The 25,734-nt window shown below is 41.5% G+C and carries 17 protein-coding genes; 8 read left to right on the forward strand and 9 right to left on the reverse strand.

The window, feature by feature from the left end:
• The coding region (locus JWR87_RS07870) for a sugar phosphate nucleotidyltransferase (RefSeq protein ID WP_297817963.1) at positions 1 to 731 on the reverse strand (731 nt) is incomplete at its 3' end.
• 204 nt (positions 732 to 935) lie between these two features.
• Here JWR87_RS07870 and JWR87_RS07875 point away from each other — a divergent pair.
• The 3 genes from JWR87_RS07875 (at position 936) to JWR87_RS07885 (ending at position 5,055) form a co-directional block, all read left to right on the forward strand.
• The gene (locus JWR87_RS07875; RefSeq protein WP_297817966.1) at positions 936 to 2,024 is read left to right on the forward strand and encodes an amidohydrolase family protein; all 1,089 of its coding nucleotides are present in this window, start codon (positions 936 to 938) and stop codon (positions 2,022 to 2,024) included.
• A 209-nt stretch (positions 2,025 to 2,233) separates the two neighbouring features.
• The gene (locus JWR87_RS07880) at positions 2,234 to 3,487 is read left to right on the forward strand and encodes a DUF5009 domain-containing protein (protein ID WP_297817968.1); all 1,254 of its coding nucleotides are present in this window, start codon (positions 2,234 to 2,236) and stop codon (positions 3,485 to 3,487) included.
• A 149-nt stretch (positions 3,488 to 3,636) separates the two neighbouring features.
• Positions 3,637 to 5,055 (forward strand): Gfo/Idh/MocA family oxidoreductase, encoded by a 1,419-nt coding sequence (locus JWR87_RS07885; RefSeq protein WP_297817971.1) that lies wholly within the window; start codon positions 3,637 to 3,639, stop codon positions 5,053 to 5,055.
• A 204-nt stretch (positions 5,056 to 5,259) separates the two neighbouring features.
• Here the strand turns inward: JWR87_RS07885 and JWR87_RS07890 are convergent, their stop codons facing one another.
• The 4 genes from JWR87_RS07890 to JWR87_RS07905 form a co-directional block, all read right to left on the reverse strand.
• The gene (locus JWR87_RS07890) at positions 5,260 to 6,327 is read right to left on the reverse strand and encodes an aminoglycoside phosphotransferase family protein (protein WP_297817974.1); all 1,068 of its coding nucleotides are present in this window, start codon (positions 6,325 to 6,327) and stop codon (positions 5,260 to 5,262) included.
• Between the two features lie 30 nt (positions 6,328 to 6,357).
• Entirely contained in the window at positions 6,358 to 8,439 is a 2,082-nt protein-coding gene (locus JWR87_RS07895; protein ID WP_297817977.1) for a glycoside hydrolase family 20 zincin-like fold domain-containing protein, read from the reverse strand.
• A gap of 274 nt (positions 8,440 to 8,713) precedes the next feature.
• Positions 8,714 to 9,460, reverse strand: coding sequence for a glucosamine-6-phosphate deaminase (locus tag JWR87_RS07900; protein WP_297817979.1), 747 nt, complete (start codon positions 9,458 to 9,460; stop codon positions 8,714 to 8,716).
• Between the two features lie 69 nt (positions 9,461 to 9,529).
• A complete protein-coding gene (locus tag JWR87_RS07905; protein ID WP_297817982.1) occupies positions 9,530 to 9,979 on the reverse strand; it encodes a nuclear transport factor 2 family protein in 450 nt (149 codons plus the stop codon).
• A gap of 167 nt (positions 9,980 to 10,146) precedes the next feature.
• Here JWR87_RS07905 and JWR87_RS07910 point away from each other — a divergent pair, with 167 nt between their 5' ends.
• Positions 10,147 to 10,446, forward strand: a complete 300-nt coding sequence (locus tag JWR87_RS07910) for a RagB/SusD family nutrient uptake outer membrane protein (protein ID WP_297817985.1) — start codon at positions 10,147 to 10,149, stop codon at positions 10,444 to 10,446.
• 251 nt (positions 10,447 to 10,697) lie between these two features.
• Complete coding sequence (locus JWR87_RS07915; protein ID WP_297817988.1) at positions 10,698 to 13,151, forward strand: CehA/McbA family metallohydrolase; 2,454 nt, start codon at positions 10,698 to 10,700, stop codon at positions 13,149 to 13,151.
• A 292-nt stretch (positions 13,152 to 13,443) separates the two neighbouring features.
• On the opposite strand, the gene JWR87_RS07920 is transcribed toward JWR87_RS07915, so the two are convergent.
• Genes JWR87_RS07920 through JWR87_RS07935 form a run of 4 tightly spaced genes read right to left on the reverse strand, consistent with a single transcriptional unit; the run spans position 13,444 to position 19,972 of the window.
• Positions 13,444 to 14,460: a DUF4466 family protein gene (locus JWR87_RS07920; RefSeq protein ID WP_297817992.1), complete on the reverse strand. Its 1,017-nt coding sequence runs from the start codon at positions 14,458 to 14,460 to the stop codon at positions 13,444 to 13,446.
• Positions 14,461 to 14,480: 20 nt separating this feature from the next.
• Complete coding sequence (locus JWR87_RS07925) at positions 14,481 to 14,888, reverse strand: hypothetical protein (protein ID WP_297818303.1); 408 nt, start codon at positions 14,886 to 14,888, stop codon at positions 14,481 to 14,483.
• A gap of 47 nt (positions 14,889 to 14,935) precedes the next feature.
• Positions 14,936 to 16,792: a RagB/SusD family nutrient uptake outer membrane protein gene (locus JWR87_RS07930; RefSeq protein ID WP_297817995.1), complete on the reverse strand. Its 1,857-nt coding sequence runs from the start codon at positions 16,790 to 16,792 to the stop codon at positions 14,936 to 14,938.
• Between the two features lie 12 nt (positions 16,793 to 16,804).
• Positions 16,805 to 19,972 (reverse strand): TonB-dependent receptor, encoded by a 3,168-nt coding sequence (locus JWR87_RS07935; RefSeq protein ID WP_297817998.1) that lies wholly within the window; start codon positions 19,970 to 19,972, stop codon positions 16,805 to 16,807.
• Positions 19,973 to 20,582: 610 nt separating this feature from the next.
• Here JWR87_RS07935 and JWR87_RS07940 point away from each other — a divergent pair.
• The 3 genes from JWR87_RS07940 (at position 20,583) to JWR87_RS07950 (ending at position 25,716) form a co-directional block, all read left to right on the forward strand.
• The gene (locus JWR87_RS07940) at positions 20,583 to 22,058 is read left to right on the forward strand and encodes a hypothetical protein (RefSeq protein ID WP_297818001.1); all 1,476 of its coding nucleotides are present in this window, start codon (positions 20,583 to 20,585) and stop codon (positions 22,056 to 22,058) included.
• Between the two features lie 151 nt (positions 22,059 to 22,209).
• Positions 22,210 to 24,090, forward strand: a complete 1,881-nt coding sequence (locus tag JWR87_RS07945) for a heparinase II/III family protein (protein WP_297818004.1) — start codon at positions 22,210 to 22,212, stop codon at positions 24,088 to 24,090.
• A gap of 237 nt (positions 24,091 to 24,327) precedes the next feature.
• Complete coding sequence (locus tag JWR87_RS07950; RefSeq protein ID WP_297818007.1) at positions 24,328 to 25,716, forward strand: BNR-4 repeat-containing protein; 1,389 nt, start codon at positions 24,328 to 24,330, stop codon at positions 25,714 to 25,716.
• Positions 25,717 to 25,734: the final 18 nt, after the last annotated feature.

Genomic DNA, 25,734 nt, shown 5'->3' on the forward strand with positions numbered 1-25,734 from the left:
TGCTGCATTTGCTTTTCAAGTAACTCAAAAACAGCAGAAGTAAAAACGTGCATACCGAAGAAACATAGATAATAACCTACGCGCAAACCCGGTGTTTGCAGCTCAAGCTCGGCAACACTAAGCGAAGGTTTTTCTATGATTTTTTCAATTTGGTAAACACCTTGCTGATTTGGTAATTGCTTTCCTGTCAGCGTTCCATACCTTGTTATCTGGTGCTCGATTGTTGGGTTGACGGCAGATACGGAACACTGCTCTTGTGAAGCAAGATCCATTAACTGTTGCGCGCAACGCTTTTGCATAAGGTTAGATACGTACAGGTAATCGCCAAGCAATAAAAGGAATGGCTCGTTGCCGACAAACTGCTTTGCGCTATACACTGCGTGACCATAACCTAATGCTTCCTCCTGTTCGCCAAACTGAATACGCCCTAACAGGAAATCGATTTTCTCTGCTTCAGCTCTTGCCCAATCAACTCGCTTAAAAGAATTATTGAGGTTATTTTTTAAAGAATTGAACGCATTGATATAACGATCTCCATCGCCGGGAGCGCAGATGATACAAATTTCTTCGATGCCACTGGAGAAAGCTTCTTCTGCTATAATTTGAATAACCGGTTTATGCAAACCGTCAATATCAATTACCGGAAGCATGGCCTTTTGAATAGTGTCTGCCACCGGGTACAACCTTTCACCACGCGCAGCAGCAGTAATAACAGCCTTTTTAATTTTCATTTGTTGATTGTATATACTTTAATCAGTAACTAAAGACGAGCGCCGGCAAAGAAAAGTTATTCTGATTTAAATTAATGTTTCGGCTGCAAGAAATAAAACAGCTTAAATAGGTAAGCCAAAGTCACTGGCGTTTTTATTTAAATTTTTGAAGGGACTCAGAAAAGACATAAATTCATTTTAATTGCTGTCATAAAACCATTTACATTGAAATTTACTTCTTTACTCAACCCTCTCTTGTTGTTAATTGTGCTTGTTGTTTGCCTGCCCGCTCTATCGCAGGATATGAACGATTTAAAACTTAAGAACTACAGACCTGTTTCCATTTACAAAGTTCAACAGACAAAAATTGAAAGAGCAAAGTTTCCGGTTATTGATTTCCATTCACACGACTATCCAAAATCAGATGCTGAGCTGGACGCATGGGTTAAGCGAATGGATCAATTAAATATCTCAAAAACCCTCATTCTTTCTTACTCTACCGGGGCGACGTTAGATTCTTTGATTGAAAAATATTCGCGGTATAAAGATCGATTCGAGGTGTGGTGCGGGTTTGATTATACCGGCCATGAAAAACCGGGATGGGAAAAACACGCTGTTGCAGAACTTGAAAGATGTTATAAGAAAGGTGCAAGAGGCGTGGGCGAATTGGGCGATAAGGGTTTGGGTGAATTGTATTCTAAACCTACCCCCGGCAATGGTTTACATATTGATGATCCTGCTATGAAGCCATTGTTGGAGAAATGTGCTGAACTTAAAATGCCTGTCAGTATTCATGTAGCCGAAGATCAATGGATGTATGAAAAGATCGACTCAACAAATGATGGGTTGATGAATGCTTCAACATGGAGAGTTGATCAAACAAAAAAAGGAATACTTGGACATGACGCGCTGATAAAGACTCTTGAAAACGCAGTAAGAAATAATCCGAACACCACTTTTGTTGCCTGCCACTTGGCAAATACTAATTCTGATATGAGCGTGCTGGGAAGGTTATTTGATCTCTATTCAAACTTGTATGCAGATATTTCTGCTAGATTTGGAGAGTTTTCTCCAATACCCCGTTATGCAAAAGCTTTCTTTGAAAAGTATAATGACAGGCTGGTTTACGGGACGGATATGGGACCTAATAACGAAATGTATTACACTACTTTTCGCATATTAGAATCAGCAGATGAGCACTTCTACGATCATCGGTTGTTTAGTTACCATTGGCCCTTATACGGTTTAAACCTTAATGATGAAACGCTGCAAAAAGTGTACGGCCAAAACGCGCGAAAGATTTTAAGCCATTAAAAAATCAGGCGTAAATGGACAATTTGGTTGACCGGCTTTTCATTCCTTATTCAGCATGGTTGTGTCACTCACTTGTACTTTCAATCTTCTACTCATCGAAACTTGCAGAAGAGGTTTGCAATAAAATAACAGGCGTATTCAAAAAAGGGTAATTGAGACGGTGCACAATAAAGCCCATCATCAATAAATTAAGTATCAAAAAACAAACTATGGCCAACATTGCCGAAGCAATATCTCCTCCCAACACTGAAACCTCTGTAGCTACCGGCGCTGCTGTAAATCCAGCAATGCCTGCGAAACGGGTAACATCGGTTGATGTATACCGCGGGTTCGTAATGTTACTGATGATGGCAGAAGTACTATCGTTGGAGACAGTATCTGAAAAGTTACCGGGAAACCGTTTTTGGCAATTTCTCGCGTTTAACCAAAGCCATGTAGAATGGAGCTGGCTGTCGCTTCACGACATGATACAACCTTCATTTACTTTTTTAGTTGGGGTCGTTTTGCCTTTTTCTGTTGCAGGCAGGCAAAACAAAGGAGCTACTAAAGGAAGTGTTTTAGCACATGCTTTTAAGCGTTCTCTTATTCTTATTGCACTTGGCATATTCCTTCGTTCCATGCACGCACAGCAAACCAATTTTACTTTTGAAGATACCCTTACACAAATCGGCCTTGGTTATACTTTTTTAGTGCTGCTTTCTTTTTATTCAAAAAAGGTATGGTTGATCGCATTAACGGTTCTGCTCGTTGGATACTGGCTTGCATTTGCACTTTACCCATTGCCTGATGCAACGTTTGATTATGCAGCGGCAGGAGTAACTCCGGGATGGGAACATAACTTGCAAGGGTTTGCAGCGCATTGGAATAAGAATACGAATTTGGCCTGGTCTTTCGATCGCTGGTTTCTGAACCTTTTCCCGCGGGAAAAGCCTTTTTTAAGAAACGGCGGTGGATATGCTACACTTAGTTTTATACCCACTTTAGGAACGATGACTATCGGCCTGTTTGCAGGAGATGCAATAAAATCGCAAAGTTCCTCCGAATACAAATTAAAGTTTTTCGTTACAACAGGTGTTGCAATAATTATTGCAGGAGTGTTGTTACATGTTACAGGAATTAATCCAATCGTAAAGCGAATTTGGACGCCGGCATGGACGGTCTTCAGTGGTGGTATCTGCTTTTTGTTACTGGCTTTTTTTTATTGGCTGATTGATGTGAAAAACAAAAAGAAGTGGTCTTTCTTTCTGACGGTGATTGGTGCCAATTCAATTGCAGCGTACGTGCTTGCCGACGGGGGAATGAGGCAAGTTGTCTCTCAATCACTTCATATTCATTTAGGTAAAACGTATGACCATATTTTTGGTGATGCGTATTCTACTTTGGTAAATGGCGCACTCGTTTTGTTTTTTTTATGGTTGATTTTGTATTGGATGTATAAGAAGAAGATTTTTATTAAAATTTAGTGGAATGCACATGTAGTGTTATCGCTGGTTGAACTATAAGCAACGGCGGAAATGGTTTCGCGGAATTGACAAGAAAAAGTAACGAGGTTTTTGCAACAGGGAAATAATCGGGTAAAAACAATAAATTTAAATAATTAAACATCATAGAAATGAAAGATAACCGCCGTAATTTTTTGAAACTAACCGGCCTAACCGGCTTAGGCCTTGCAGGGGGTGTAATAAGTAATTTTGCCAAAGAAACAGCAGGTGAGCATCCTACTTTAAATTCTACTAACGAATTTTTTGCTGACCGTTTTAATATGTCGGGGTATGCAGCACCGAAAATTGAAAATGTGCGGGTTGGTTTTATTGGCCTTGGTATGCGTGGCCCAACTCACCTAACTAATATGATGAAGCTGGGTGGAGTGTCAATTGTAGGATTGTGCGATATAAGGGAGGAGCAAGTTCTGAAAGCACAAAAGCTGATTGACAAATCAGGACAAAAGCCAGCCCATTACTTTGGTGACAAGGATGCCTGGAAGAAGCTGTGCGACCGTAAGGATATAGACCTGATATATATTGCTACCCCCTGGGCTTTGCATGTGTCACAAGCTGTATATGCTATGGAGCGAGGTAAGCATGTGGCAATAGAAGTGCCTGCAGCAAGAACGGTAGAGGAATGCTGGCAACTGGTAAGAGCTTCTGAAAAGACAAAGAAACACTGCATGATGCTGGAAAATTGTTGCTACGACTTTTTTGAGCTTATGACTTTAAACATGGCACGACAAGATTTCTTCGGCGATATCATACACACCGAAGGTGCTTACATCCACTATCTTTTAGACCTGAATTTTCAGAAAGACGGATATTACGATATGTGGCGTTTAAAAGAGAATATTGGACGGAATGGAAATCTGTATCCCACTCATGGTCTTGGACCCATTTGCCAAGTGATGAACATCAACAGGGGAGATAAGATGGACTACCTGGTTTCGATGTCAGGCATGGACAATATGATGGGAGATGCAGCAAAAGAACACGCAGCAAAAGATGCGTTTTATAAACCCTTTGTCAACAAGCCTTACCGGGGTAATATGAATACCACGGTGATTAAAACCAATAAAGGCAAAACAATTATGGTGCAACATGACGTGACGTCCCCAAACGTTTATTCAAGGATTCATAAGATAAGTGGCTCAAAGGGATCGGCTTTAAAATATCCTACTCCACGAATTGCATCCAGCCACGATAAATGGGTTTCGGAAGCAGAATATAAAAACATTGAAGAAAAATATCGACCTGCGATAGTGAAGAAAGTTGGCGAGCTGGCTAAGCAAGTTGGCGGACATGGCGGTATGGACTTCTTAATGGATTGGAGATTGATTGACTGCCTTAGAAATGGCTTACCACTTGACCAGGATGTGTACGATGCCGCCCTTTGGAGTGCAATTGCACCTTTGAGCGAAAAGTCTGTTGCAAACAGGTCAAACTCAGTTGATGTCCCCGATTTTACAGGGGGATTGTGGAAACAAAACAAGCCGGTGGATATTTCTCTCGGCACTGGTGGTAACACATTAGTGAAACTGTAGGGGGCGTCTTATAATCGCAACCGGGTTAGTTATGGGTAATCTGTAACTAACCCGGTTGCGATTATCTGCGCTCAATAAAAAAACAAAAAGCTGCAGTGAGTGACACAGCGATGTTGAAAGAAGCTCAGTTGCCCGCAATAAAACGGCTCTTTTAAAACGACTCTTTGTTTTTAATAACACGTTTAATTCTTCTTTGCTTCTACTTTAAACTTCGCAATGAACGGGAGTGCTTTTTATCTTTTTTAGAAGATTTTCTTCTTTTTCTTCCAGGCTTTTAAGCAGATATAATTGGTTGACTGCTCGGTTAAAATTTTGCCCCTTATAGGTAGCGCCGTAGTAAACATCGTTCATAAAATGGTCAGCAAGAAAGCGGATGGCCTGCATATAAATCATAAACTTGCCGGCATATATGAAACTGTTTTTTTCTTCGTTGGTGAGTTCGTTCTTCATCTCGGATAGATAGCCCTCAACAATAGCAACAAAATATTCTTCTCTTACCTGTACTGTTGAAAAATCTGTTTCCTCTTCACTTGCTGCAGCCAGGTAAGTCCGCATCATATCGCCTATGTCGCTAATAAAAAAGCCGGGCATTACGGTGTCGAGATCAATAACACACAATCCTCTGTTTTGCTTGTCAAAAAGTACGTTGCTGATTTTGGTATCGTGATGCATTACCCGTATTTTGAATTGCGGATTTATTTTGATTTGCTCAAATTCGTCCACTATATAACGGCATTTTTCTAATTGGGTAAGAACCTCGTGAGCTTCGGCAATTCGTTCTTTATTTCCATGTATTAAAGACGCTTTGAATTGTTCATCGCGAAGGGTTAGGTCGTGAAAGTTAGGGATTGTTTGCTGCAAAACGCTTTCATCAAAACCAGCCAGGTTGTGGGTAAACCTTCCAAATTGTTTTGCTGCTTCAAAGGCCAGTTCGGGACTTTCGAGTGTTGTGTAAGTGACTGAGTCTTTTACAAATGGGAAAATTCTGAAATAGCCTTCTTCGGTATGTATTAAATTTTTATTATCCGGAGAATGTATAGGAGTAACAAAAAGGTAATTGGGATGGTGCTGTTTCAGGTAACTGCCAATTGCACGAATGTTTTCTGAAATGGCAAAAGGCTCTTTAAATACATTGTTGTTGATTTGTTGGAGAATGTATTCTTCATCACCTTTTCTTAAGACCCACGTATGGTTTATTAACCCTGTACCGAAAGGTTGTATCGTGCACTCCTGTGGATTTAGTCCGTAGGTTTCTAAAATAGTAGCTAACATTTATAATAATTGACTTATATGATGAGGATTTTATTTAAGCTTTAACCAACCGTTGATCTTTGCATTCATGGCTAGTTCATACACATACATCCAATCGGAATTATTAGTTCCGTTGGCCAAGTGATGATGTTGGTTTTGATCGAGGATATAGCCTTCAGGATTGGCCATTATTCTCGTTTTAGAAAACACCTGTTCGTAATTAGTTCTAACCGTATTGAAGCCGGTAACATAGGTGTTTATCTCCTTTTTTACATCTCCTTTAGCTGGGTTGGAAGCGTTGTTGTATCTCTCCAGTAGTAAGAGCAACTTTGCGGAATAAATTTGTAACTCATTTATCTGGTTCATTAGTTGTAGCGAGAATTGATTTTGTCGGGCAAGTTGAGCGCTTTGTGTAATCCTGTTTTTTATGGTCTCATATCTTATAATCTCTTCTTTTGCCTTGCTTATTTTTGCCTTGTATTTCTCACTCCAGGCCCTGTTGTTTTGTTCGGGTAATTCAATTAGCTCAGTGGTTTTTGGATAATTATTTCGATGACCTTTACTAATCAAAGCGGTTTCCCAGAAGTCGAGTGCTTTTTCGAGGGAGTCCTGAAATTCAAAAGAGTTGGAGGCTAAGGCAGGGGCATAAAACCGGTGGCGAAATCTTGCATGAACATCATCTGCTTTTGTGTCGACGAAATTCCAGCTAAAAAAGGCAAAGTTATATAAGCCTCTCCAGTAGGTTTCAAAGTGAGGTGAGCAATCGTCCCATGCTGTGCATAGTATTCCATCCATTTTTTTTTGGGAAGTAATTCTGCAAAAATCTTTAATAGACTGAAAGTTCGAGCTTTCTCTTGGTAGTATTGGCCACGTTGTTTGCGCTGCTGTGGCAGCCATTGCTTTTAGATTATGTGCTTTATACCAATCGATTGCTTTATTGTTTCCAAGTATATCAGGGGTATCATAATTCCACCGCATATACACGCACTCTTTCGGAAAGAGGGCAAGGTTTTCGTCTAACAGATGGTCATTGGTTTGCCATGCTTTATTTACCTCCTCTGCAGAAATGCTGGGATCGTAGGTTGTACGATAAAGATTGGCCAACTTAAATAACATGTCGTCCCAGAAAATAGGTATCCGGTTATGGCTGGCCGCAAAGTCACAAACTTTTTTAAGCCATTGCATTTGTAATTGCATTGGCGTTAAGCCTGATTTTTTTGATAGTTCAGACATTCCTAAATGGCCTACTTCGTCTCCGCCCACATGCAGATATTTTCCATGGGGAGTAGCAGCTATAGCATCTTCATACAAAGAAAACTGTAGTTCATAAGTTTTAGGATTCATAGGATCGAATGACCAGTCAGAAGTTACAGTATCGCGCAGGTTCTTAAATTTATCATGTTTTAAAATAAATGAAGCGTGCCCCAGTCCCTGCACCAGCGGACTAATTTCGATGTTTCTTTCTTTTGCGTACCTGCTAATTGACGCAAACTCTTCTACCGAAATCGCATTTAAAGCACCTACTTCGGAAGATTTTCGATAACGCAGCTTATCTTCAAATTCAACGATAATCGCATTTACTTTTATGTGGGCCAAACGATCCACCAGGTCATAGTAGTAACTTATAGCATCGAGGTGATGCTTCAGGTCGAGATGGACAGCGCGGTAGGCGATTTCAGGGAAATCAGAAATGGAGCAAGCCGGTATTTCTATTTGTTGAGCTTTGGCATCTTCTAGTAACTGCAATAAAGTTTGGCAGGCATAAAACAGGCCCGCTTGATCTGAAGCAGTAACAAAAACCTGGCTGTTCTTAATTTCTATGGTGTATGATTCAGTGGAACTTCCGGGAGTTTTGTTAGTAGCTATGTTAAGTACCACTACTCCGGGTCCGGCAGCGGTTGCGTAAGGAAGCGATTTTAGGTCGCCGTATAAAACAGGCTTTAATGTAGTGCCTTTTAGTAGAATAGCCTTGAGGGTATGATAAGAAAGTCCTTTACCACTTTGAACTTCAATTTTTTGTGGCTGTGGCATAAGGCGAAAATGTTTATCAAAATCTTCTTTCGCGCCTGCCTTTGCACTAAGGACAACGAACAAGTTAAGCAACAGCATTAATCCGGTTATTTTATTTTTCATACGGCACGTAAAAATTCTATTTTTAAATTGAGGCGGATATAAAGTAACCAGGTCATCATAAATAAATGCTACAGTTCAATAACGAGGGATGGTTGAATGGAGCGTCGCAACGAAAGTTTAATCAGCGAGATCAGTCAGTAACAAAAACTTCTAAACAGGCAGTTCGAGATGTTATTGATTTAATTTACGAGCGTCTTAAATAATCTTCCGCGAACAACGACATATTCTTGAATAGCCGTGTAATCGACAGGTGTGATTACACGGCTATCTGGTTTTATTTATTTATAGAGTGAAGACTAGCAGCAGATGCCTTGTCAAGATATAATGTGCAATCAGGATGTGTTTGAAGAATGCTTGCAGGGTAAAGGTTACTGACCCTTTGTTCGACCGTATTTTTTACTGCCGCCGCCTTTCGCTCATCAGGCACAGAGCAAATAATATACTTTGATTTCATAATTTGCTTTACCGACATACTAATTGCTTTTCGCGGAACATCCTCTAGCGATTGGAACCACCCTTCGCCTAATTGTTGTTGGCGGCAAGACTCATCTAAATCCACCACCAGATACGGTTCTTCTGTTTCGAAATCTGCGGGAGGATCGTTGAAAGCGAGGTGACAATTTTCGCCGATACCAACAAGGGCAACATCAATTGGATGTTGCGTAATTAAGGTGCCTAATCGTTCGCATTCTCCCCTGGGGTCAGTTTCGCCATTTATTAGATAGGTATCCTTTAGAGGGTCCACTTTCAATATAAATCTGTCCTGAAGATATTTTCTAAAGCTTGCAGGATGGGTTATGGAAAGGCCAATATATTCGTCGAGGTGAAACATAACCACTTTGCTCCAATCAATGCCGGGATCAGAGATCAATTGGTTGAGTGTATGGAACTGGCTGGTGCCTGTTGCTAATATAATGTTTGCGATTCTCTTTTCTGCTATTGCGGCCCGAATTAAGTCTGCCGCCGCCGTACCAGCGGCCTTGCCTAATTCTTCCGCATTTGTACTAATGTTAATTTCCATTTTTGTTAGGTTCTGTTATTAAAGATTTTCGCTGATGATGCTTAAGCTGATGTTGATACCTATTATTGTTTATTTCGTTTTTGGTTGAACTGCAGTGGAATGAAGTAGTTTCACTTTCCAATCTTTGTCTTCTTTTACAAGTACTGCACTTTCCAGCCAATGGGCTGTTCTTTGTTTTCCGTTAATGGTCATTTCTGCCGTATTATTATAATATACCCAGGCAGCGTTTCCCTTTACTTCGGTATTGATGAAATTAAGCGTATTTGTCCGTTTGAAACTCATTTTTTTCAACGGTTCGAGACGGGAGGTAAGCGTATCAGTGTTCCAGATGGCGCCGTTTTCCAATACTATTAAGTCTCTGGTAGCATTTTTCTTGATTTTAAGAAAGTCAAGTTCAGCAATTCCATCAAACAATGCTGTGATCGTTTCATTCACTTTTTTCTGTTCTACCGAAAAATTTTGAGCTTTTACAGATATTGACGTTATAAAAAGCAGCATTATTAACATAACCTCTCTCATGATATAAGTTTAAAAGTACCCACCAGATTAATTGCCCTTATTCTTAATTATATTAAAAGTACTTTCTTTATCTATAGTTAATTATAACGGCTAAGATTATTAAAGATGCTTTTACTTCTGTAGAGGTACATTGGCTTTACCAAAGCCGCGAACTCGAAAGGCTTAATATGATACGCAGAAGAGCGTACGGTTACACACCTACCGCACCTTCTCCGGTTGATTTTACCATTGCAACCGCACCTGCAAAACAGGCTTTTAAAGATCTTGTTATCAGGGAAAGGGCGTACGAATTTCTTGCCGAGCACAAACGTTGGTTCGGTCTTGTGCGAACCAACACATACAAAGAGGTTATAAAGGCCGCAAAAGGAATCGATGTCCCCGACAAGTTTTTATTGTTTCCAATCCCACAGCCCGAGATTGATAACAATGACAAGATTGCATCTTCTGATCAAAACCCTGGTTATTAAAAAAGCAGGAAGCAGGATTAAAGATTTTACTGTGTGTTCGTTTCCAGCGTTAATTCACTAATTGTACATCGTTGTGTCACTCACTTGTACTCTTAGTTTTCATTGAGCGGAAACCAAAAGCAAGACCAAACCAATTCTAATTTGGAACATAAACAGAAGAAATAAGTTTCCTGCACCTTCTAATAAAGCAATTTACCTCTACCGGTAAATTGCTTTATTTTTAGCCGTACTTATTAATGCATCATACGCTTATGAAACTCCCATCGTTCTCACTATCTTATAAAGTTGCATTGGTTCTTCCTTTTCTATTCGCCTCAGCAATTATCTATGCGCAGCACGAACATCAACAAACCGAACAGGGGCACAAACTGAAATTGGTTGAGAAAGTAGAACCTCAACCTTTGCTTTCACAGGCTCTAAGAATCGGCGAGGCACTTAATTTCATAGGCAGTTCTTTACCTGCACAAGCGGCCAAACGTTTACAGGAACTAAGAAGTTTACCATACAACTCCCAAACCGTAAAAGCCGTACAGGAAATTCTAGATCCTTTCTGCCTGGCAGAGGTAGAAATAAATGCTGAAGCAAGAGTAAAGGTGAGCGCCGGCGCAGCGAAACCAGAACTAATACAGGAAGGCTGGAAAAGTTATTTGGTAAAAGTTCATAACGAGGCACATATCGTTACAAGGCTCGCTGCCGAAAGCCCAAATGCAAGCCCTTTGTTTTACACGTCAACGTTTTCTCACAGAATGTTGCCCAAAAATAAATTGACACCTGGACAGTTAGATAATAGTTTCCTGCAAATGGCTATTTATCGTGATCGTCCACTGCAACAAAACTTGTCAGGGCTTGAACTTGAGTATGTAGTGTTGCAATTGTATACACGGAGCAAGGGAAAACGAGAAGCTCAGATCGGTTTTGATGTTGGGCAAGGAACGCAAGACATAGGCTTTAGAAATACAGCCAATTTTCTTTTTGATATCAAGCCGGCCGTAAAGATGATTTTCGATGTGAGGGATGAAGACAATTCTCCCACAATGGCTTCATTCATTATTACCGACAATATCGAACGATTTGGTCGCACAAAAGAAAGAACAGCCACTCCATGGCGTCTTCCATGGCGCGATTGGGAACCAGTTAAAATGGACAAACCATTAGATACAGTGGCACCAATTAATAAACTAAGTGGAATTTATCCATTGCCCGCCCGCCGGTTAGCGATGACAGATCAATATCCTGACTTCAATTTTCAACCGCAGGTGTATCGCTCCTCAGGCGAATATGTTTATCTGTCCCCGGGAACATACGATGTAGTGTACACAAGAGGACCAGAATATCTGCCTCAATACCAGAAGGTAGTTATACCCCTGAATAGAGACTCTGTCAAAGTGACTTTTAAATTGAAGCGGTGGATTCAGTTGGCGAAACTTGGCTGGTACAGCGCTGATCATCATATTCATGCAGCAGGTTGTTCGCACTACGAAAGCCCCGAGGAAGGAGTGAAGCCGCTTGATATGTTCCGGCAGATTAAAGGTGAAGATCTGAACCTGGGGAGCAATTTAACCTGGGGGCCTAGCTGGTATTACCAGAAACAATTTTTTACAGGGAAAGACAATCCATTATCAGACAAGAAAAACGTTCTGAGGTATGATATTGAAGTGTCAGGTTTCCCATCCTCACATGCCGGTCATATCTGCCTATTGAATTTAAAGGAAGATGATTATCCGAACACGAGAGTGATTGAAGACTGGCCAACATGGACTCTACCAGTATTACAGTGGGCAAAAAAGCAGGGGGGGATAACTGCATACGCCCATTCTGGTTGGGGACTTGAACCGGCTACACCAACCTCTGCAATTCCCAATTACGCGATGCCGAAGCTAGATGGAATTGGGGCCAACGAATATGTAGTAACCGTAACGCATGGTGCGGTAGATTATTATTCGCTCGGCGATACCCCCGTTCCGTGGGAATTGAATATGTGGTACCATACCCTTAACTGTGGTTTTAGAACGAGAATTGGTGGTGAAACAGATTTTCCATGCATATCAGATGAAAGGGTAGGGCTAACCCGCAGCTATGCTAAACTAAAAGATGGGATCACTTTTGCAGGTTTTATGGATTGTCTTAAACGGGGAAGTAATTATGTCTCTGACGGTTTTTCTCACCTTATAGATTTTAAGGTGAATAATTTGGAAGCGGGAGAAAAGAACAGCGAATTATCTGTTGCTGCAAGTTCAACGCTAAACATTACCGTTAAAGCCGCTGCCATGCTACATGAAACACAAGATGAAACAGGAAGATATATCGCTTCCCGTACTCCTGAACAATCTCCTTATTGGAACATAGAGCGGGCGCGAATTGGAACGTCCAGGAATGTCAACGTAGAATTGATTGTAAATGGCCTGTCAGTCGAAAAACAACAGATTGCGGCAGATGGAAAATGGCAGGATTTAAAATTCAATTATAAAATTCAGCAATCATCGTGGGTAGCAGTTAGAGTTAATTCGAGTTCACATACCAACCCCATTTTTGTTATTGTTAATGGCAAACCCATTGTTGATCAAAAAAGCGCCATTTGGTGTCGTGATGCAGTTGATAAATGCTGGTCCACAAAAAGCCCTGCAATTCGTAAAGAAGAACAGGCGGCAGCAAAGGCAGGTTATGATTACGCGAGGAAAGCCTATGAAGCAATGATTGTGAAATAAGTTTTTTTGCTGAAAATATAATTACAAGGCACATGCCCAAGAGTCCCGGTTAAATAGGGAAATAAGTTAGTAACGTGCTTTTTATTTTTGAAGTCAACCTCATGCTTCTTTAAATAAGAATCAACCAATTCTTGTTTTTTTACAAAAATCTTCTCGAGACTTTTTTTGGTTGCCTCAGGTATTGATCTTCCGTGTTTTAAAATTATAGGAATGAGTTTTTAACAATGAGCTATACAAAAAAAGGGTATCTACTTGATTAAAGTAAATACCCTTTCTTCACTTAATACCCCGATTATTTCAGCACATATCGAAGCATGCTGATTACCGCACTGCCATTGTTATTTACTGTATTAACAAATATAAAAGCCCTGTACTTTCCATCTGCTGTTTCTGCCCAAACACCTGACTCTGCACGCATGCCAACCGCGAAGTTTGGGGAGCTACTTAAATCAATTTCCTGGAAGTCCAGGTCATCGATGTAATTGCCGCTAGCGGTTGATGAAGTGTAAGATCCAAACGACCGAACAAGATTAAAATCCGGAACACCAAAGACCTTCCTCAATTTAGTACTTCTGTTTATGTCGGCAGGAAGCGTTACCCCGGGAAGATATTGTGCACCAGCCGCGGGCGAAACAAGTGCGTGGGTAAATGCAGCCGGGGCAGCGCGATAAAGATAAACAAGGTCTATTTTACTGGCGTTAGTGGCCGCGTTCGTTGCATTGTAGACAGCCATGTCCTCTATAGAGATATAAGCATTCGTGTTATTGGTAACTGCAAGCGTTCGCTTGATATCCATTTTAGAAATATTATATGGACCCATTTTATAACTTACCGTTTTTCCATCGCTGCTTGTTCCGGAAAAGGTAAATGAAACTGCTTTTCCACGCGCTTCTTCAGGAACTACATAATAGTAACGAAGGGTGGCTGCGTTAGTGTCTACATTGAATGTAACTGAAGTAAGATTTCCTTTGTTTACCGAGGGAGATCCAACAACAACAGGTACATCAAACCCAGCACCGTTTGTATAAAATGACCTGTGCTCAAGAAAAGTTCCAGTGGCACCGGCGATTGAAGCTTCTACCTGGGCAGAAACTAATTTTCCCTGCGTTCTTGGTAAAGCCATTGCGTAAGCAAACTCCATAGGCAGAAAACCTACTATATTTGGCCCCAGGCTTCTTTTAATAGCATCATTGGAAAGTTGAGAAACAGGGTTGGGAATCATATATTCCTTTTCCTGGCAAGCGATCATCAGTGTAACGACCGATAGCAGTAGCAGGGAAAATTTATGAACTTGAAGTTTAAGTCTCATCTGAAGTTTTTTAAGTAGAATTAAGGTTGATACTTGATAATGAGCGTGTACGGTTTTCTAACAGCGCGGTTGCCCGAGACGACTGTAAACACTTTCGGATTAGCCAAATCAGAAAGGTCCATTTTTCCTGGAACCTTCGGCTCTAATTTGCAGTCGGAAGACAAAGAAAACTGGGGGTAAACGTTTTTAAGATCGGTGCCAAAAAAAACCTCAACATTTACAGTTTGAGCAGTTGTATCAATAGTGGGAGCTTTTGATCGCACTGTTTGAAGATCAGAACCGAGTAACTCAAAATTGGTTACGGCACATTCCGCCCTCTGTGTAATAAGTAGTCCGTCCTCATCTACCGGAAGATCACCTTTTGTGCAAGCTAAGAGTACAACACTAGCTACTAAAAAGGTAAGAAATAGTTTAAAATAATTGGTCATCACTTTATTAATTGAACGTTTTTAACTTTTAGGTCAATAATTGTTGGTTACAGCCAGGCAGGATTTTGCGTTAGGTTAGGATTACGATCACGCTCTCCGGGAGGTATCCTGAAAATGTAATTTTGTTGGTAAGTTCTATCCGGAGAATTTTGGTAGTAGCGATCGCGGTTAGCTCCCCATGTATCAATGCGCCATACACCTGGGCCTCCCGGTTGTCCCCAAACTCTTTCAAGTGCTCTCCAACGACGAAGATCAAATCCCCTATGTCCTTCGGCAACCAATTCAATTATACGTTCTTGTTCGATTGCATCAAAGAAAGCTTGTTTACCGGCAGTTTTGTCGGCTTTTAAATCAGGTAGATTACCACGGCGCCGAATTTTATTCACCCAGCTAATAGCATCTTGCTGCGGTCCTTTCACTTCATTCGTTGCCTCTGCATACATTAAATAAACATCCGCTAAACGCATAACCGGGAAGGCATAATCTCCTTCGCTACGACCCAGGCCTTCATAGTTTCTCACAAATTTTCTGAATATGTAGCCAGAGTTTGTACCATCAGTATTGTAACTTAAATAATTAACTCCATTCAATGTTACCGGCACATTCCAGCTTGAATAGATATAAGGAGCATAACCAGTTGATTTAAGTGAATTGAGACCGATTATCATTTCATAATCCCAAAGAAGAGTTGCCTTCATGCGATAATCTCTGTTTGCATATGAGTTAGGATTAACGGCTGAGTTAGCTGCTGTTCTCGCATTCGCTGTACTCGGGTTCATCGGTATTAACTTTGGCGCAAAGTCACCTGTAGTCGTTAGCTGGTACCTGTCGGCGAGCTCGTACCTGGGAGCAACCCACATCTGGGACCCTTCAATAGTTCGGCCCGAAAAATCACGCATTAGTTCTTCCCCTTGTGAAGGATTGGCAGGGGTACCCATGTGCGTAAACGACATAACCATCTCGGGGTTGCCATTAGCCTTTGGCGTAAATAATTCATAGTAGTTAGGTAAAACATCTGCTTTGCCTAAAGCGTCAATTTGCCCCGGATCGCCATTTTTATAAAGCGTTAAACCAAACTCATTGATCACTTTATTAAAGTCTTCTGCGGCGGCGGTGAAGGCTGCAGTTGCTTGGGCCGGGTCTTGTTTAAAACCTTCTAACTCTGGCCAGCCATTCTTCTTCCAGCTGCCCCAGAAAAGGTTTAATTTACCCCGGAAAGCGAATGCAGCTGCTTTACCGGCACGACCCAGAGCTGAACCTTTGTTTGGTAACTTTTCAACCGCATAAGTGAAATCAGCCATAATAGAGTCTCTCACCTGCTCAATTGGTGTACGCGCCATGCTTGATACTTCTGAGTTGTCGAAAATTACTTTACCAATATAAGGAACATGTCCCCACAGTGAAATAAGTCTGAAATAAGTCATTCCGCGAAGGAGACGAGCTTCAGCAACTACAGTTTCAAGACCTTCAAGAGAGGCACCTTTTGCTGTAGGGATCATCCTGGTATTTATGTTTTCAATAACATAGTTGGTGCGGTTTACAGCCCCATACAAGTAACGGTAATACTTATCGAAATTGTCTCCATAACCAGTAGGGGCATAATCTCCATTGTGGTAAGGGTCGCCCCGAAGAATATTTCCATCAGTTGCACTTGTGCCTCTCACCCTGGTGTATTCGCCATGGCCGTCGAAGTAATAGTCGCGATCAAAAACTGCCCTGGTAGCGGCATAAGCACTCATCAATGCAATGGTAGCATCAGCCTCTGTTTTCCAAAATTGTTCTGCCCCTAATTCGGTCGTGGGTGGTTGATCCAACAATTCTTTTCTGCAGGATGTTTGAGAAACAATCAACCCGGAGATCAGTATTATTGAAAGAAGCTTAAAATTTAATGTAATCTTTTTCATGTTGTAATCGATTTAGAAGCTCAGATTTATGGCAATCGAATAAGACTTATTGATAGGATACAAGTTCTGATCGTCTGCCTGTTTTTCAGGGTCCAGTCCACGATAAGAAGTGAGTGTTCCCAGGTTTTCTGCAGAACCAACAATGCGCAGATTACTTACTCCTATCCTCGTTAACATTTTAGCCGGTATGTTATACCCTAGCTGTATGTTCTTGAACCTTAGGTAGCTCATATTATCCATCCAGAAAGTAGTCACCTCGCGGTTGCTACCCGAACCTCCTAAACGAGGCCAAAGGCCGTTCCTGTTTTCTACTGACCATGGGTTATTCCAATGTTGCCATGTAGCAGCGTAACGCTCGGTACCAAAGTTTACATTGTTGTAGTTATTCAACCAGAAGTCTTTTCTTCCTGCAGCGCCTTGCATTAATATGGCAAGGTCAAAACCTTTCCAGGAGGCGTTGGCATTTAAAGCAAAGAATGTCGTTGGCCTGTCTTCATTATAACCCGTTAGGGCTTTTCTATCTACATCAGTAATTCTGCCATCGCCATTCAGGTCTTCACGAAGAATATCGCCAGGAGCAGCTCCCTGTGGAGTAGCATTGTATACATCCTGCCAGGTTTGAGCTATACCGCGGTCAACATAAGTATAAACAAAACGGTATGGGGCATTAAGGAAGGTACTGCCGCGTCCAAGAAAATCGCTCCATTTTTCCAGGTTCGACCTATTGTAAGAAGCATTTACACTTACTCCGTAACGAAGTTTTCCAATTCTATCTCTCCACGAAATATCAGTCTCAATACCACGATTTCTCAGATTACCAATGTTTGTTCTCGGAGCAGTGTAAGCACCGGTAAGCAGAATTGACATTTGAGAGGGGCGATTCATTCCGCTTGTAAGACGGTCATAGTAATCAATAGTGGTAGTTAAGCGATTGTTTAGGAAGGTAAGGTCAAGACCAGCATTTAGAACGGTAGTAGTTTCCCAAGACAGGAACCTGTTGATCATTTTGCTGTTTGCAAACCCCCTTTGAACGTTTGTACCAATCACATAATTTAAAGTTCTGAGAGTTTCCATTTGCTCATATCTACCTACACCGCTATTATTACCTAAACTACCGTATGACAACCTAAACTTACCAGTTGTGAGAAATTTATCTGTAAAAGAGCTTATAAAATCTTCTTCAGTAAAGCGCCATCCAACAGCAACTGAAGGAAAGTACCCAAAACGGCTTCCTTCCAAAAACTTGGATGAACCATCAGCGCGAATGTTTGCTTCAAAAAGATACTTATTAAAGCCGGTATAGTTAATACGACCAATGTAGGAGCGAAGGCCTTCTGCACTAGAGTTTCCCCCCGTGCCCTGTATGTCGGTCAGTGCAGCATCAATCTCAGTTAGAGTAGGATACAAACGGTCATTCCTCGAACTTGCCTGGAAACGGTCATTCCAGTATTCTTCACTATAAACCGCAAGAGCAGTGATTTCGTGATTAGTGCCGAATTTCCTGTTATAGGTTAGCCTGCCGTTAAACAAAGTTTTGTAACCAGTTCTTGTTTGGTTAGAAATTCCTGCGTTAGGTCCGACATAGACCCGGCTTCCTAAGGAATTTGTCTGGAAATTGTAGGCCTGGTTGGGCATAGGTGCATTCCAGCGAAAATCGTTATAGTAATTCAAAGCGTAGTCGGCCCTGGCTGTTAAGCCTGGAATTAATGTCCAGTCATAATACATGCTCGTATTAGCTTCCTGGCGGGAAGTATGGTTTAACTGGTTAATGTAAAGCGTATAAGGATTGTATGCTTGTGGATCCTCGTTATAAGCCATTACCCCGCCAAAATAACCTGTTTTAGGATCGTAAGGTAGCATGCCCGCAATGGCATACTGCATATCGTTACCAGCAGTATTAGTTCCGTCAGGATCAGTAAACCCTTCAGACAGGGCATAAGTAAAGTTTGACCAGTTACCATTGAAGCGAACGCCGAGGTTCATGTTCCTTTTAACCTTATAGTCGAAATTAAAACGGGCGTTGTATTGTTTGTAATCGTTGTTGATCTGTAAACCTTTCTCATTTTTCATGCCGACCGAAGCAAAGAAGTTGGAAGACTCATTGCCCCCGCTGGCTGACAGGTTGTAGTTCTGAAATGTTCCTGTTCGCATAATTACATCCCACCAATCAGTATTAGGGTATGCAATTGGATCTACCATCCCTAATGCCATCCATTGGTCAATAGTTCCATTCCTGAACTTCTGGTTTGCAAGAAGCTGAGAGGTTGAAGTTCTAGACTGGTGAAGCGTTAGCGCACGGGGATAATCAGCCATAAATTCCATTGCCTTAGTTGGGGTGGTAAACGAACTGTTGCTCTGGAAATTCATCGTTGTCCTCTTTTGTCCTTTTCCCGTCCTGGTGGTAATTAAAATTACACCATTTGCAGCACGAGAACCGTACACTGAAGCTGAGGTTGCGTCTTTTAAAACAGAAATAGTTTCAACGTCGTTGATGTTAATACGGTTGATGTCTACATCGGGCATGCCATCTACGACAATCAACGGACTGGCATTATTAACTGTACCCAAACCGCGAATAATCAAGCTTGCTTCGTTGTTTCCAGCCATACCGGAAGACTGCACTGCAGCCAGGCCGGGCACCAGACCAGATAAACCTGATGATACATTTGGTAATGCACGGTTGGTGAGTTTTTCATCCACATTAACAGTGGAAACAGATCCGGTCATATTTACTTTCTTTTGAGTGCCATACCCTACCACTACCACCTCATTCAGGGTATTTACACCGGCAGCCATTTTAATGTCAATAGACGTTCGCCCGTCAATGCTAACTTCCTGTGCTGTATAACCGACAAATGTAAATACCAGGGACCCTTTCAGGTCCGGCACATTAATCGTAAACCTTCCTTCAGAGTTAGTGGAAGCTCCTGTTGTTGTGCCTTTGAGCGTAACACTTACTCCTGAAATCGGAGTTCCCGCTTCATCTGTAACTCTACCTGTAATAGGCGCAGCAAAGCTCATTTGAATAAAGGCAGTAATCAGCAATAGAAGCGTGAGTCTTATTCGCCTGACTAACTTTCGCCTAAATGGTGCCGGAGGGGGAAGAAGGCTTGGAACTAGCAGCGTTTTAACACTGTCATAGTCAGCACACTTTTGCCCAGCTAGCGTAGTGAATTTCATACTATTGTTGTTTGAGGTTTTGCGAACTATTATTACTTACTTTTCTGTTATACTATTGGTGTCAATATTAATCCTTAAGGCTATGCAATAACCTTAAGGTCGAAAATGTTGCAGGCTTTTCTAATGGGCATGCGCAGATGAGTGCGAGCTATCTCAATAACTGCATAGAAGTGGGTATAACTAAACTTTACTGTATATGTTTTAACAGTATTAACTGAAGATGCTTTCAACATGAAAATGAATGTAAGAAAATTTGGAGGCTGAGTTCATATAGCTAAGCCAGGTTTAAAAATCAATCGTTATAACTCCTGTACACAATGCACAAATAAGCAGACATTAGAGACATTCATAATGTTGCTTGATATCTCACTGTCAGTGAAATCTTTTCTAAAAATAAGGTCTGTATAAAAAATTTTGTCAGCACTTTCTTGTGCAATTAACTAACTATTTTCGAATTCAGTGATTAATATTCGCATTTGAATTAGAAAGCCCAGCATGCGCATTTAGGTGAGTCTTGGGGGTCTGTAAAGAAGAAATAAAAAAGATAACCAAAATTTCGGATCTTCTTTTACATTCGGTTATTCCAACTTTCTCTAATGCAATTGCCCTTATGACTAAAAGAATTGTTTTTGTAACCCATCTTATTCTTGCAGTTGCAATCAAAGGAGTGTTTGCTCAAAGTGTAAAAATTGAAGAACGGTCCCAGGTAAGTCAATATGGAATTACATGGACATTTGATAAGGCGGCAAAAACAGGGCAGTTTATTACGGGGGACTGGTGGGTAGTGGGTCCTGTAACCATAGTAAAAATTACTCCAGCCCCCGGACCGGTTACTGAGGAAAAAATAGATATTAAAATTAACAGGTGGAATGATACCAGTTTAAAGATTGACACTACAATGCGCAGCGGTTCAATGATTGTGCTGAAAGCCAGTGGCACACATGGTTATGATTCAAGAAGCCGATCATTCCGTAAAGGCAACTCAATTTCAATACCGGTAACATTAGCGCCAAACGTTTCGCTTATTTCATCTGAAAGTAATACCACACTTCCTGTTGATAATTTCTGCAAGAACATTATGTGGGAAAATGAGAAAAAGTCGCAAAATGTAATGAAAGCCGCGGCAGTTCTCACTTGCTTAAAAGAAGTTCCTCCTAACGATGCTTTTCGCCCTTCGTACGCAGGAAGTGAAAAATCTTTGTTTTTGGCAAGAGATATTAAATGGGAAGTTCTTCCAAAACTAAAGGCTGTTGGCGAGGTTCCTTCCTGGGAAGAAATTGAACAGTATTTTCAACGTCCCTGGATTGACCATTTGATGAGTTGGGAACAACAGGAGTTGGTCCCAAATAAAAATGGACCAAATTATGGTCGGGAGCACGCCCGCCTGGTGTCGATCGCCAGCTTGATGGTTTTGCTAAACGTGCCAAAAGCCAGGAAAGAAAAGCTAACAATAGAACTGATACAACGGGGAATAGATTTGTCCGGAATTGCAAAGGTAGGTGGCTATTGGAATGAAGGTGGTGGTCATTCAAGCGGTCGTAAATGGCCAATACTTTTTGCTGGTATAATGCTTAATAAACCAACCATTACCGATTTGCCTCCAACTGCTTTTTTCCAGGAAGACACGCAAACTTATTATGGCAAGGGATGGTTCGGACAGGACGTGTTGTGGCAAATGATTACGCATCATGGAAAGCGCGATCCCTACGAGGAAAAGTCTCCCGAACAATGGGAGAAATGGGATAAAACTTCAGAGAGCTACCGCATTTGTTGTAATGCAGTTGCGTGGGCGGGCACAGCTTTAGCCGCACGACACTTAAAAGCAATAAAGCTTTGGAATCACAATGCGCATTTTGACTACATTGACCGCTGGATGCGGCAAGACGATCCATATAAAGAGGCTCGTGGAAAATTTGTCCGGCCCCCGGCTGAGACAACCACAACCGATCCTTTTGTAACAGCCATGTGGAAAGCATATCGTAAACACGCACCAAAACAAAACGTTGCTAAAAGTGCGAGAAAATGGGTTTGGGTAGGCAATATGGGAACGTGGGTGCCTAACTCCAAACAATTATCCAGTTTCTAGATTTCTGCCTTTTTAAACCCGCTTTTTAATAATTCCACAATTAAAAAATTGCTTTAACTTGGTTTTCTCTAATTATTGCTGCAACAGAAGAAGACAGCGCTTCAGTATTTCTGTCTCTTTTAATAAATTTATAGTGTAACATTCAGCCATCATGAAAGCAAATGCAATATTTGTCACATTCCTAGTCTCGCTATTAACCGCCGCTACGGTACTCGCTCAAAATGATCGTATTGGTAGCGCAAAGCTTCCTGGCCATCCAAGAATTTTAATGCTAAAAGGTGAAGAGGCTGCAATTAAAAAGAATATTGCCGGCGACAAAACCTGGGCTAAAATTCACCAGGCCATCATCACAGAAAGCGATAACATAATCGCATCAGACCCAATTAAAAGAATTCAGATAGGAAGGAGGTTACTCGATAAATCGCGCGAAGCCCTACGCCGCTTGTTCATGTTGTCTTATGCTTACCGAATGACGGGGCAGCAGAAATATGCGCAGCGTGCGGAAAAAGAGATGCTAGCAATCGCCGAATTTACTGATTGGAACCCGTCCCATTTTTTGGATGTAGGAGAAATGACCATGGCTGTTGCTATTGGCTACGATTGGTTATTTAATCAGTTATCAGAAAATTCAAGATCGGTAATAAGAGAGGCCATACTAAAAAAAGGTCTTGAACCTTCGCTCAATCCAAAGCATAATAGCTGGCTGAAGGCCGAGCATAACTGGAACCAGGTATGCAACGCAGGCATGATGTACGGTGCCATGGCTATTTACGAGGACCACCCGGAGTTTTCGAAGCAAATGATGAACCGGGCAATAGAAACGGTTGTGCACGCAATGAAAGATTATGGTCCCGATGGCGCTTACCCCGAGGGATACGGTTACTGGGGTTATGGAACGAGCTTCAATGTAATGCTCGTCAGTGCGCTGGAAAAAGCTTTCGGAAACGATTTTGGCTTAAATCAACAACCCGGTTTTTTAAAAACTGCCACCTTCATGCAGAACATGACTGGTCCAACAAAGCTTCCTTACAACTATTCCGACGCTGGCAGTAATTCAGGACTTCACCCTGCCATGTTTTGGTTTGCAAACAAGACAAAAGATCCATCAGCACTTTGGGTAGAACGTGACTTCTTAATGAACAGCGATCCCAAAAGGCATGTCCGCGATCGTTTGCTTCCCGCCGTAATGCTTTGGGGAGGGGGAATGAGTATAGAAAAAATAACTCCACCAAAGTTTAATATGTGGACAGCAGGTGGTAAAGTACCCGTTGCCTTTATGCGTACTTCATGGACGGATACGAACGCGGTATATGTGGCAATGAAAGGCGGTTCAGTCTCAGTAAATCATGCACATATGGACATCGGCTCCTTTGTAATGGACGCGAATGGTGTTAGGTGGGCAATGGACTTCGGGATGCAGGAATATGAATCATTGGAGTCTAAGGGAATACAATTGTTTGGCAGAACACAGGATGCACAGCGGTGGACAGTTTTTCGTTTAACTAACCTTGTACACAATACACTCACTTTTAATAACCAGCACCAACGCGTAACCGGTATGGCACCAATAATTAGCTCCTCAAATAAACCCGATTTTATGAGTGCCGTTACTGATTTAAGCGAAATTTACAAAGGCTCTGTTTCAAAATCTGTCAGGGGCATTGCCCTCGTCGACCAGCAATACGCGGTCGTGCGCGACGAAATTGAAACGCTGCCTAATGAAACCACGTTACGTTGGACAATGTTGACACCGGCTTCCGTAAAAATTACTGGCCCAAATACAGCCGAACTCACAAAAAACGGTAAGAAACTTACGTTACAAGTGCAGGAGCCTGCCACTATTACAATGAAAACCTGGTCAACCGATCCACCTAAAGATTACGATGCGCCAAACCCCGGTACTACCCTTGTTGGCTTCGAGATAAAGCTACCTGCCAGTTCAAAAACAGCGGTTACAGTCGCGCTTGTTCCGGAAGGTGCAGAGAAAAAAGCAACACAAAAAATGCAGCCGTTGCAAAATTGGAATAAGTAGATGTTACCGGTAACAATGAAACGCTGAGATACAGGATGGATTTTTTAAGTGTACCAGGCAAACAACATCTGTCAACATCGTTGTGTCACTCTCTTGTACTGTAAATTTTTACTCAGCTTCTTTCTGCAATCTGCTTCCCCGATAGCAAAAATAGGAGGATACTTAAAACATTATAGCAATTCTGACAATGGGTACCGGGCATCAAAAACAGCAGCAAACAAAAAAAGCGGAAATTAAATGAAGTTATTTACACGGCAAGTTTTGCAAAACCTCAGACTTAAAATTGTCTTTCTTATAATAGCTACACCTTTTTTTCTTTTTGCTCAACCAAAAACTACCAATGGTTACAAAGGCATTTGGTTTACACTAGGCCAACTTTCTCAGTATGGAGATAAATATTCCGGGGGGTTGGGTACTTATACTTCAAGCCATATTCCCATTGCCATTTATTCAAAGCAGGTAAACAAAACATACTTTGTTTACGGAGGTACAACGGCAAGAGATGAAAGACACCTACTTATAATGATATCGTACTACGACCATAAAAAAAAGGTCGTGCCCAAGCCAGTTGTTGTATACGATAAGGCCGGTGTAGACGATCCGCATGACAATGCCTCTATTTCTATCGATGATAAAGGTCACATATGGGTTTTTGTCAGCGGTAGAAATACTACTCGCCCTGGTATTATCCTAAAAAGCAAAAAACCTTTCGCAATAAACAATTTTGAAAAGATGAAAGAGGGCGAAATGACTTACCCTCAGCCCTGGTGGACGAAAGAGGGCTTTTTCTACCTATTTACAAAATATACTAAAGGTCGCGAGTTGTATTGGACTACCAGTTCTGATGGTCAAGCCTGGGAGCCCGAACAAAAGCTGGCAGGAATGGGAGGCCATTACCAGCTGTCAAACATAAACAACGGAAAGGCGGTTAGTGTCTTCAATTATCATCCTGCCGGAAATGTTGACAAACGGACTAATCTGTATTTAGTACAAACAACTGACAGAGGCAAGACCTGGACTACTATTAATGGAAAAATTGTACAAACTCCATTAACGGACATACGAAATGAAGCGTTGGTCAAGGACTTTGAAAGTGAAGGCAAGTTGGTTTACCTGAACGATGTAAATTTCGATAAAAGTGGCAATCCGGTAATATTAGCGGTAGTAAGCAAAGACTTCAAACCCGGCCCTAAAAGCGATCCGCACGAATGGATAATCGTTCACTGGAAGAATAGTAAATGGAATTTCAACAAAGTGTGCGAATCGACGCACAACTACGACATGGGCTCCTTATATATTAATAACAATCTGTGGCAAATTATTGGGCCGACCAAAACAGGACCACAAAAATATGGAACTGGTGGAGAAATGGTTTTATGGGAAAGCTCTAACGAGGGAGAAAGTTGGAATAACAAAAAGCAGTTGACACAAAGCAGCCAAAGAAATCATGCTTATGCCCGCAGACCTTTAAATGCTCATCCTGATTTCTATGCTTTTTGGGCGGACGGAGATGCGGACAAATTATCTCAGTCTAAATTATACTTCTGCAACAAGGCAGGCGAAGTTTGGGAACTGCCTTATGATATGAAAAAAAAGTTCGAAAAACCTTTAAAGCTGATGAGATAAGTTAAACCCTAACTAAAC

Origin of the sequence: Segetibacter sp. (assembly GCF_025963695.1) — a bacterium.
Taxonomy (GTDB): Bacteria; Bacteroidota; Bacteroidia; order Chitinophagales; family Chitinophagaceae; genus Segetibacter.

Excerpts from the sequence above, each read along its gene's own strand:
- JWR87_RS07925 (WP_297818303.1), bottom strand. The coding sequence starts at position 14,888 with ATGACCAATTATTTTAAACTATTTCTTACCTTTTTAGTAGCTAGTGTT.
- JWR87_RS07895 (WP_297817977.1), bottom strand. The coding sequence starts at position 8,439 with ATGAAAAATAAAATAACCGGATTAATGCTGTTGCTTAACTTGTTCGTT.
- JWR87_RS07920 (WP_297817992.1), bottom strand. The coding sequence starts at position 14,460 with ATGAGACTTAAACTTCAAGTTCATAAATTTTCCCTGCTACTGCTATCG.
- JWR87_RS07905 (WP_297817982.1), bottom strand. The coding sequence starts at position 9,979 with ATGAGAGAGGTTATGTTAATAATGCTGCTTTTTATAACGTCAATATCT.
- JWR87_RS07890 (WP_297817974.1), bottom strand. The coding sequence starts at position 6,327 with ATGTTAGCTACTATTTTAGAAACCTACGGACTAAATCCACAGGAGTGC.
- JWR87_RS07880 (WP_297817968.1), top strand. The coding sequence starts at position 2,234 with ATGGCCAACATTGCCGAAGCAATATCTCCTCCCAACACTGAAACCTCT.
- JWR87_RS07930 (WP_297817995.1), bottom strand. The coding sequence starts at position 16,792 with ATGAAAAAGATTACATTAAATTTTAAGCTTCTTTCAATAATACTGATC.
- JWR87_RS07950 (WP_297818007.1), top strand. The coding sequence starts at position 24,328 with ATGAAGTTATTTACACGGCAAGTTTTGCAAAACCTCAGACTTAAAATT.
- JWR87_RS07900 (WP_297817979.1), bottom strand. The coding sequence starts at position 9,460 with ATGGAAATTAACATTAGTACAAATGCGGAAGAATTAGGCAAGGCCGCT.
- JWR87_RS07940 (WP_297818001.1), top strand. The coding sequence starts at position 20,583 with ATGACTAAAAGAATTGTTTTTGTAACCCATCTTATTCTTGCAGTTGCA.
- JWR87_RS07945 (WP_297818004.1), top strand. The coding sequence starts at position 22,210 with ATGAAAGCAAATGCAATATTTGTCACATTCCTAGTCTCGCTATTAACC.
- JWR87_RS07915 (WP_297817988.1), top strand. The coding sequence starts at position 10,698 with ATGAAACTCCCATCGTTCTCACTATCTTATAAAGTTGCATTGGTTCTT.
- JWR87_RS07910 (WP_297817985.1), top strand. The coding sequence starts at position 10,147 with ATGATACGCAGAAGAGCGTACGGTTACACACCTACCGCACCTTCTCCG.
- JWR87_RS07935 (WP_297817998.1), bottom strand. The coding sequence starts at position 19,972 with ATGAAATTCACTACGCTAGCTGGGCAAAAGTGTGCTGACTATGACAGT.
- JWR87_RS07885 (WP_297817971.1), top strand. The coding sequence starts at position 3,637 with ATGAAAGATAACCGCCGTAATTTTTTGAAACTAACCGGCCTAACCGGC.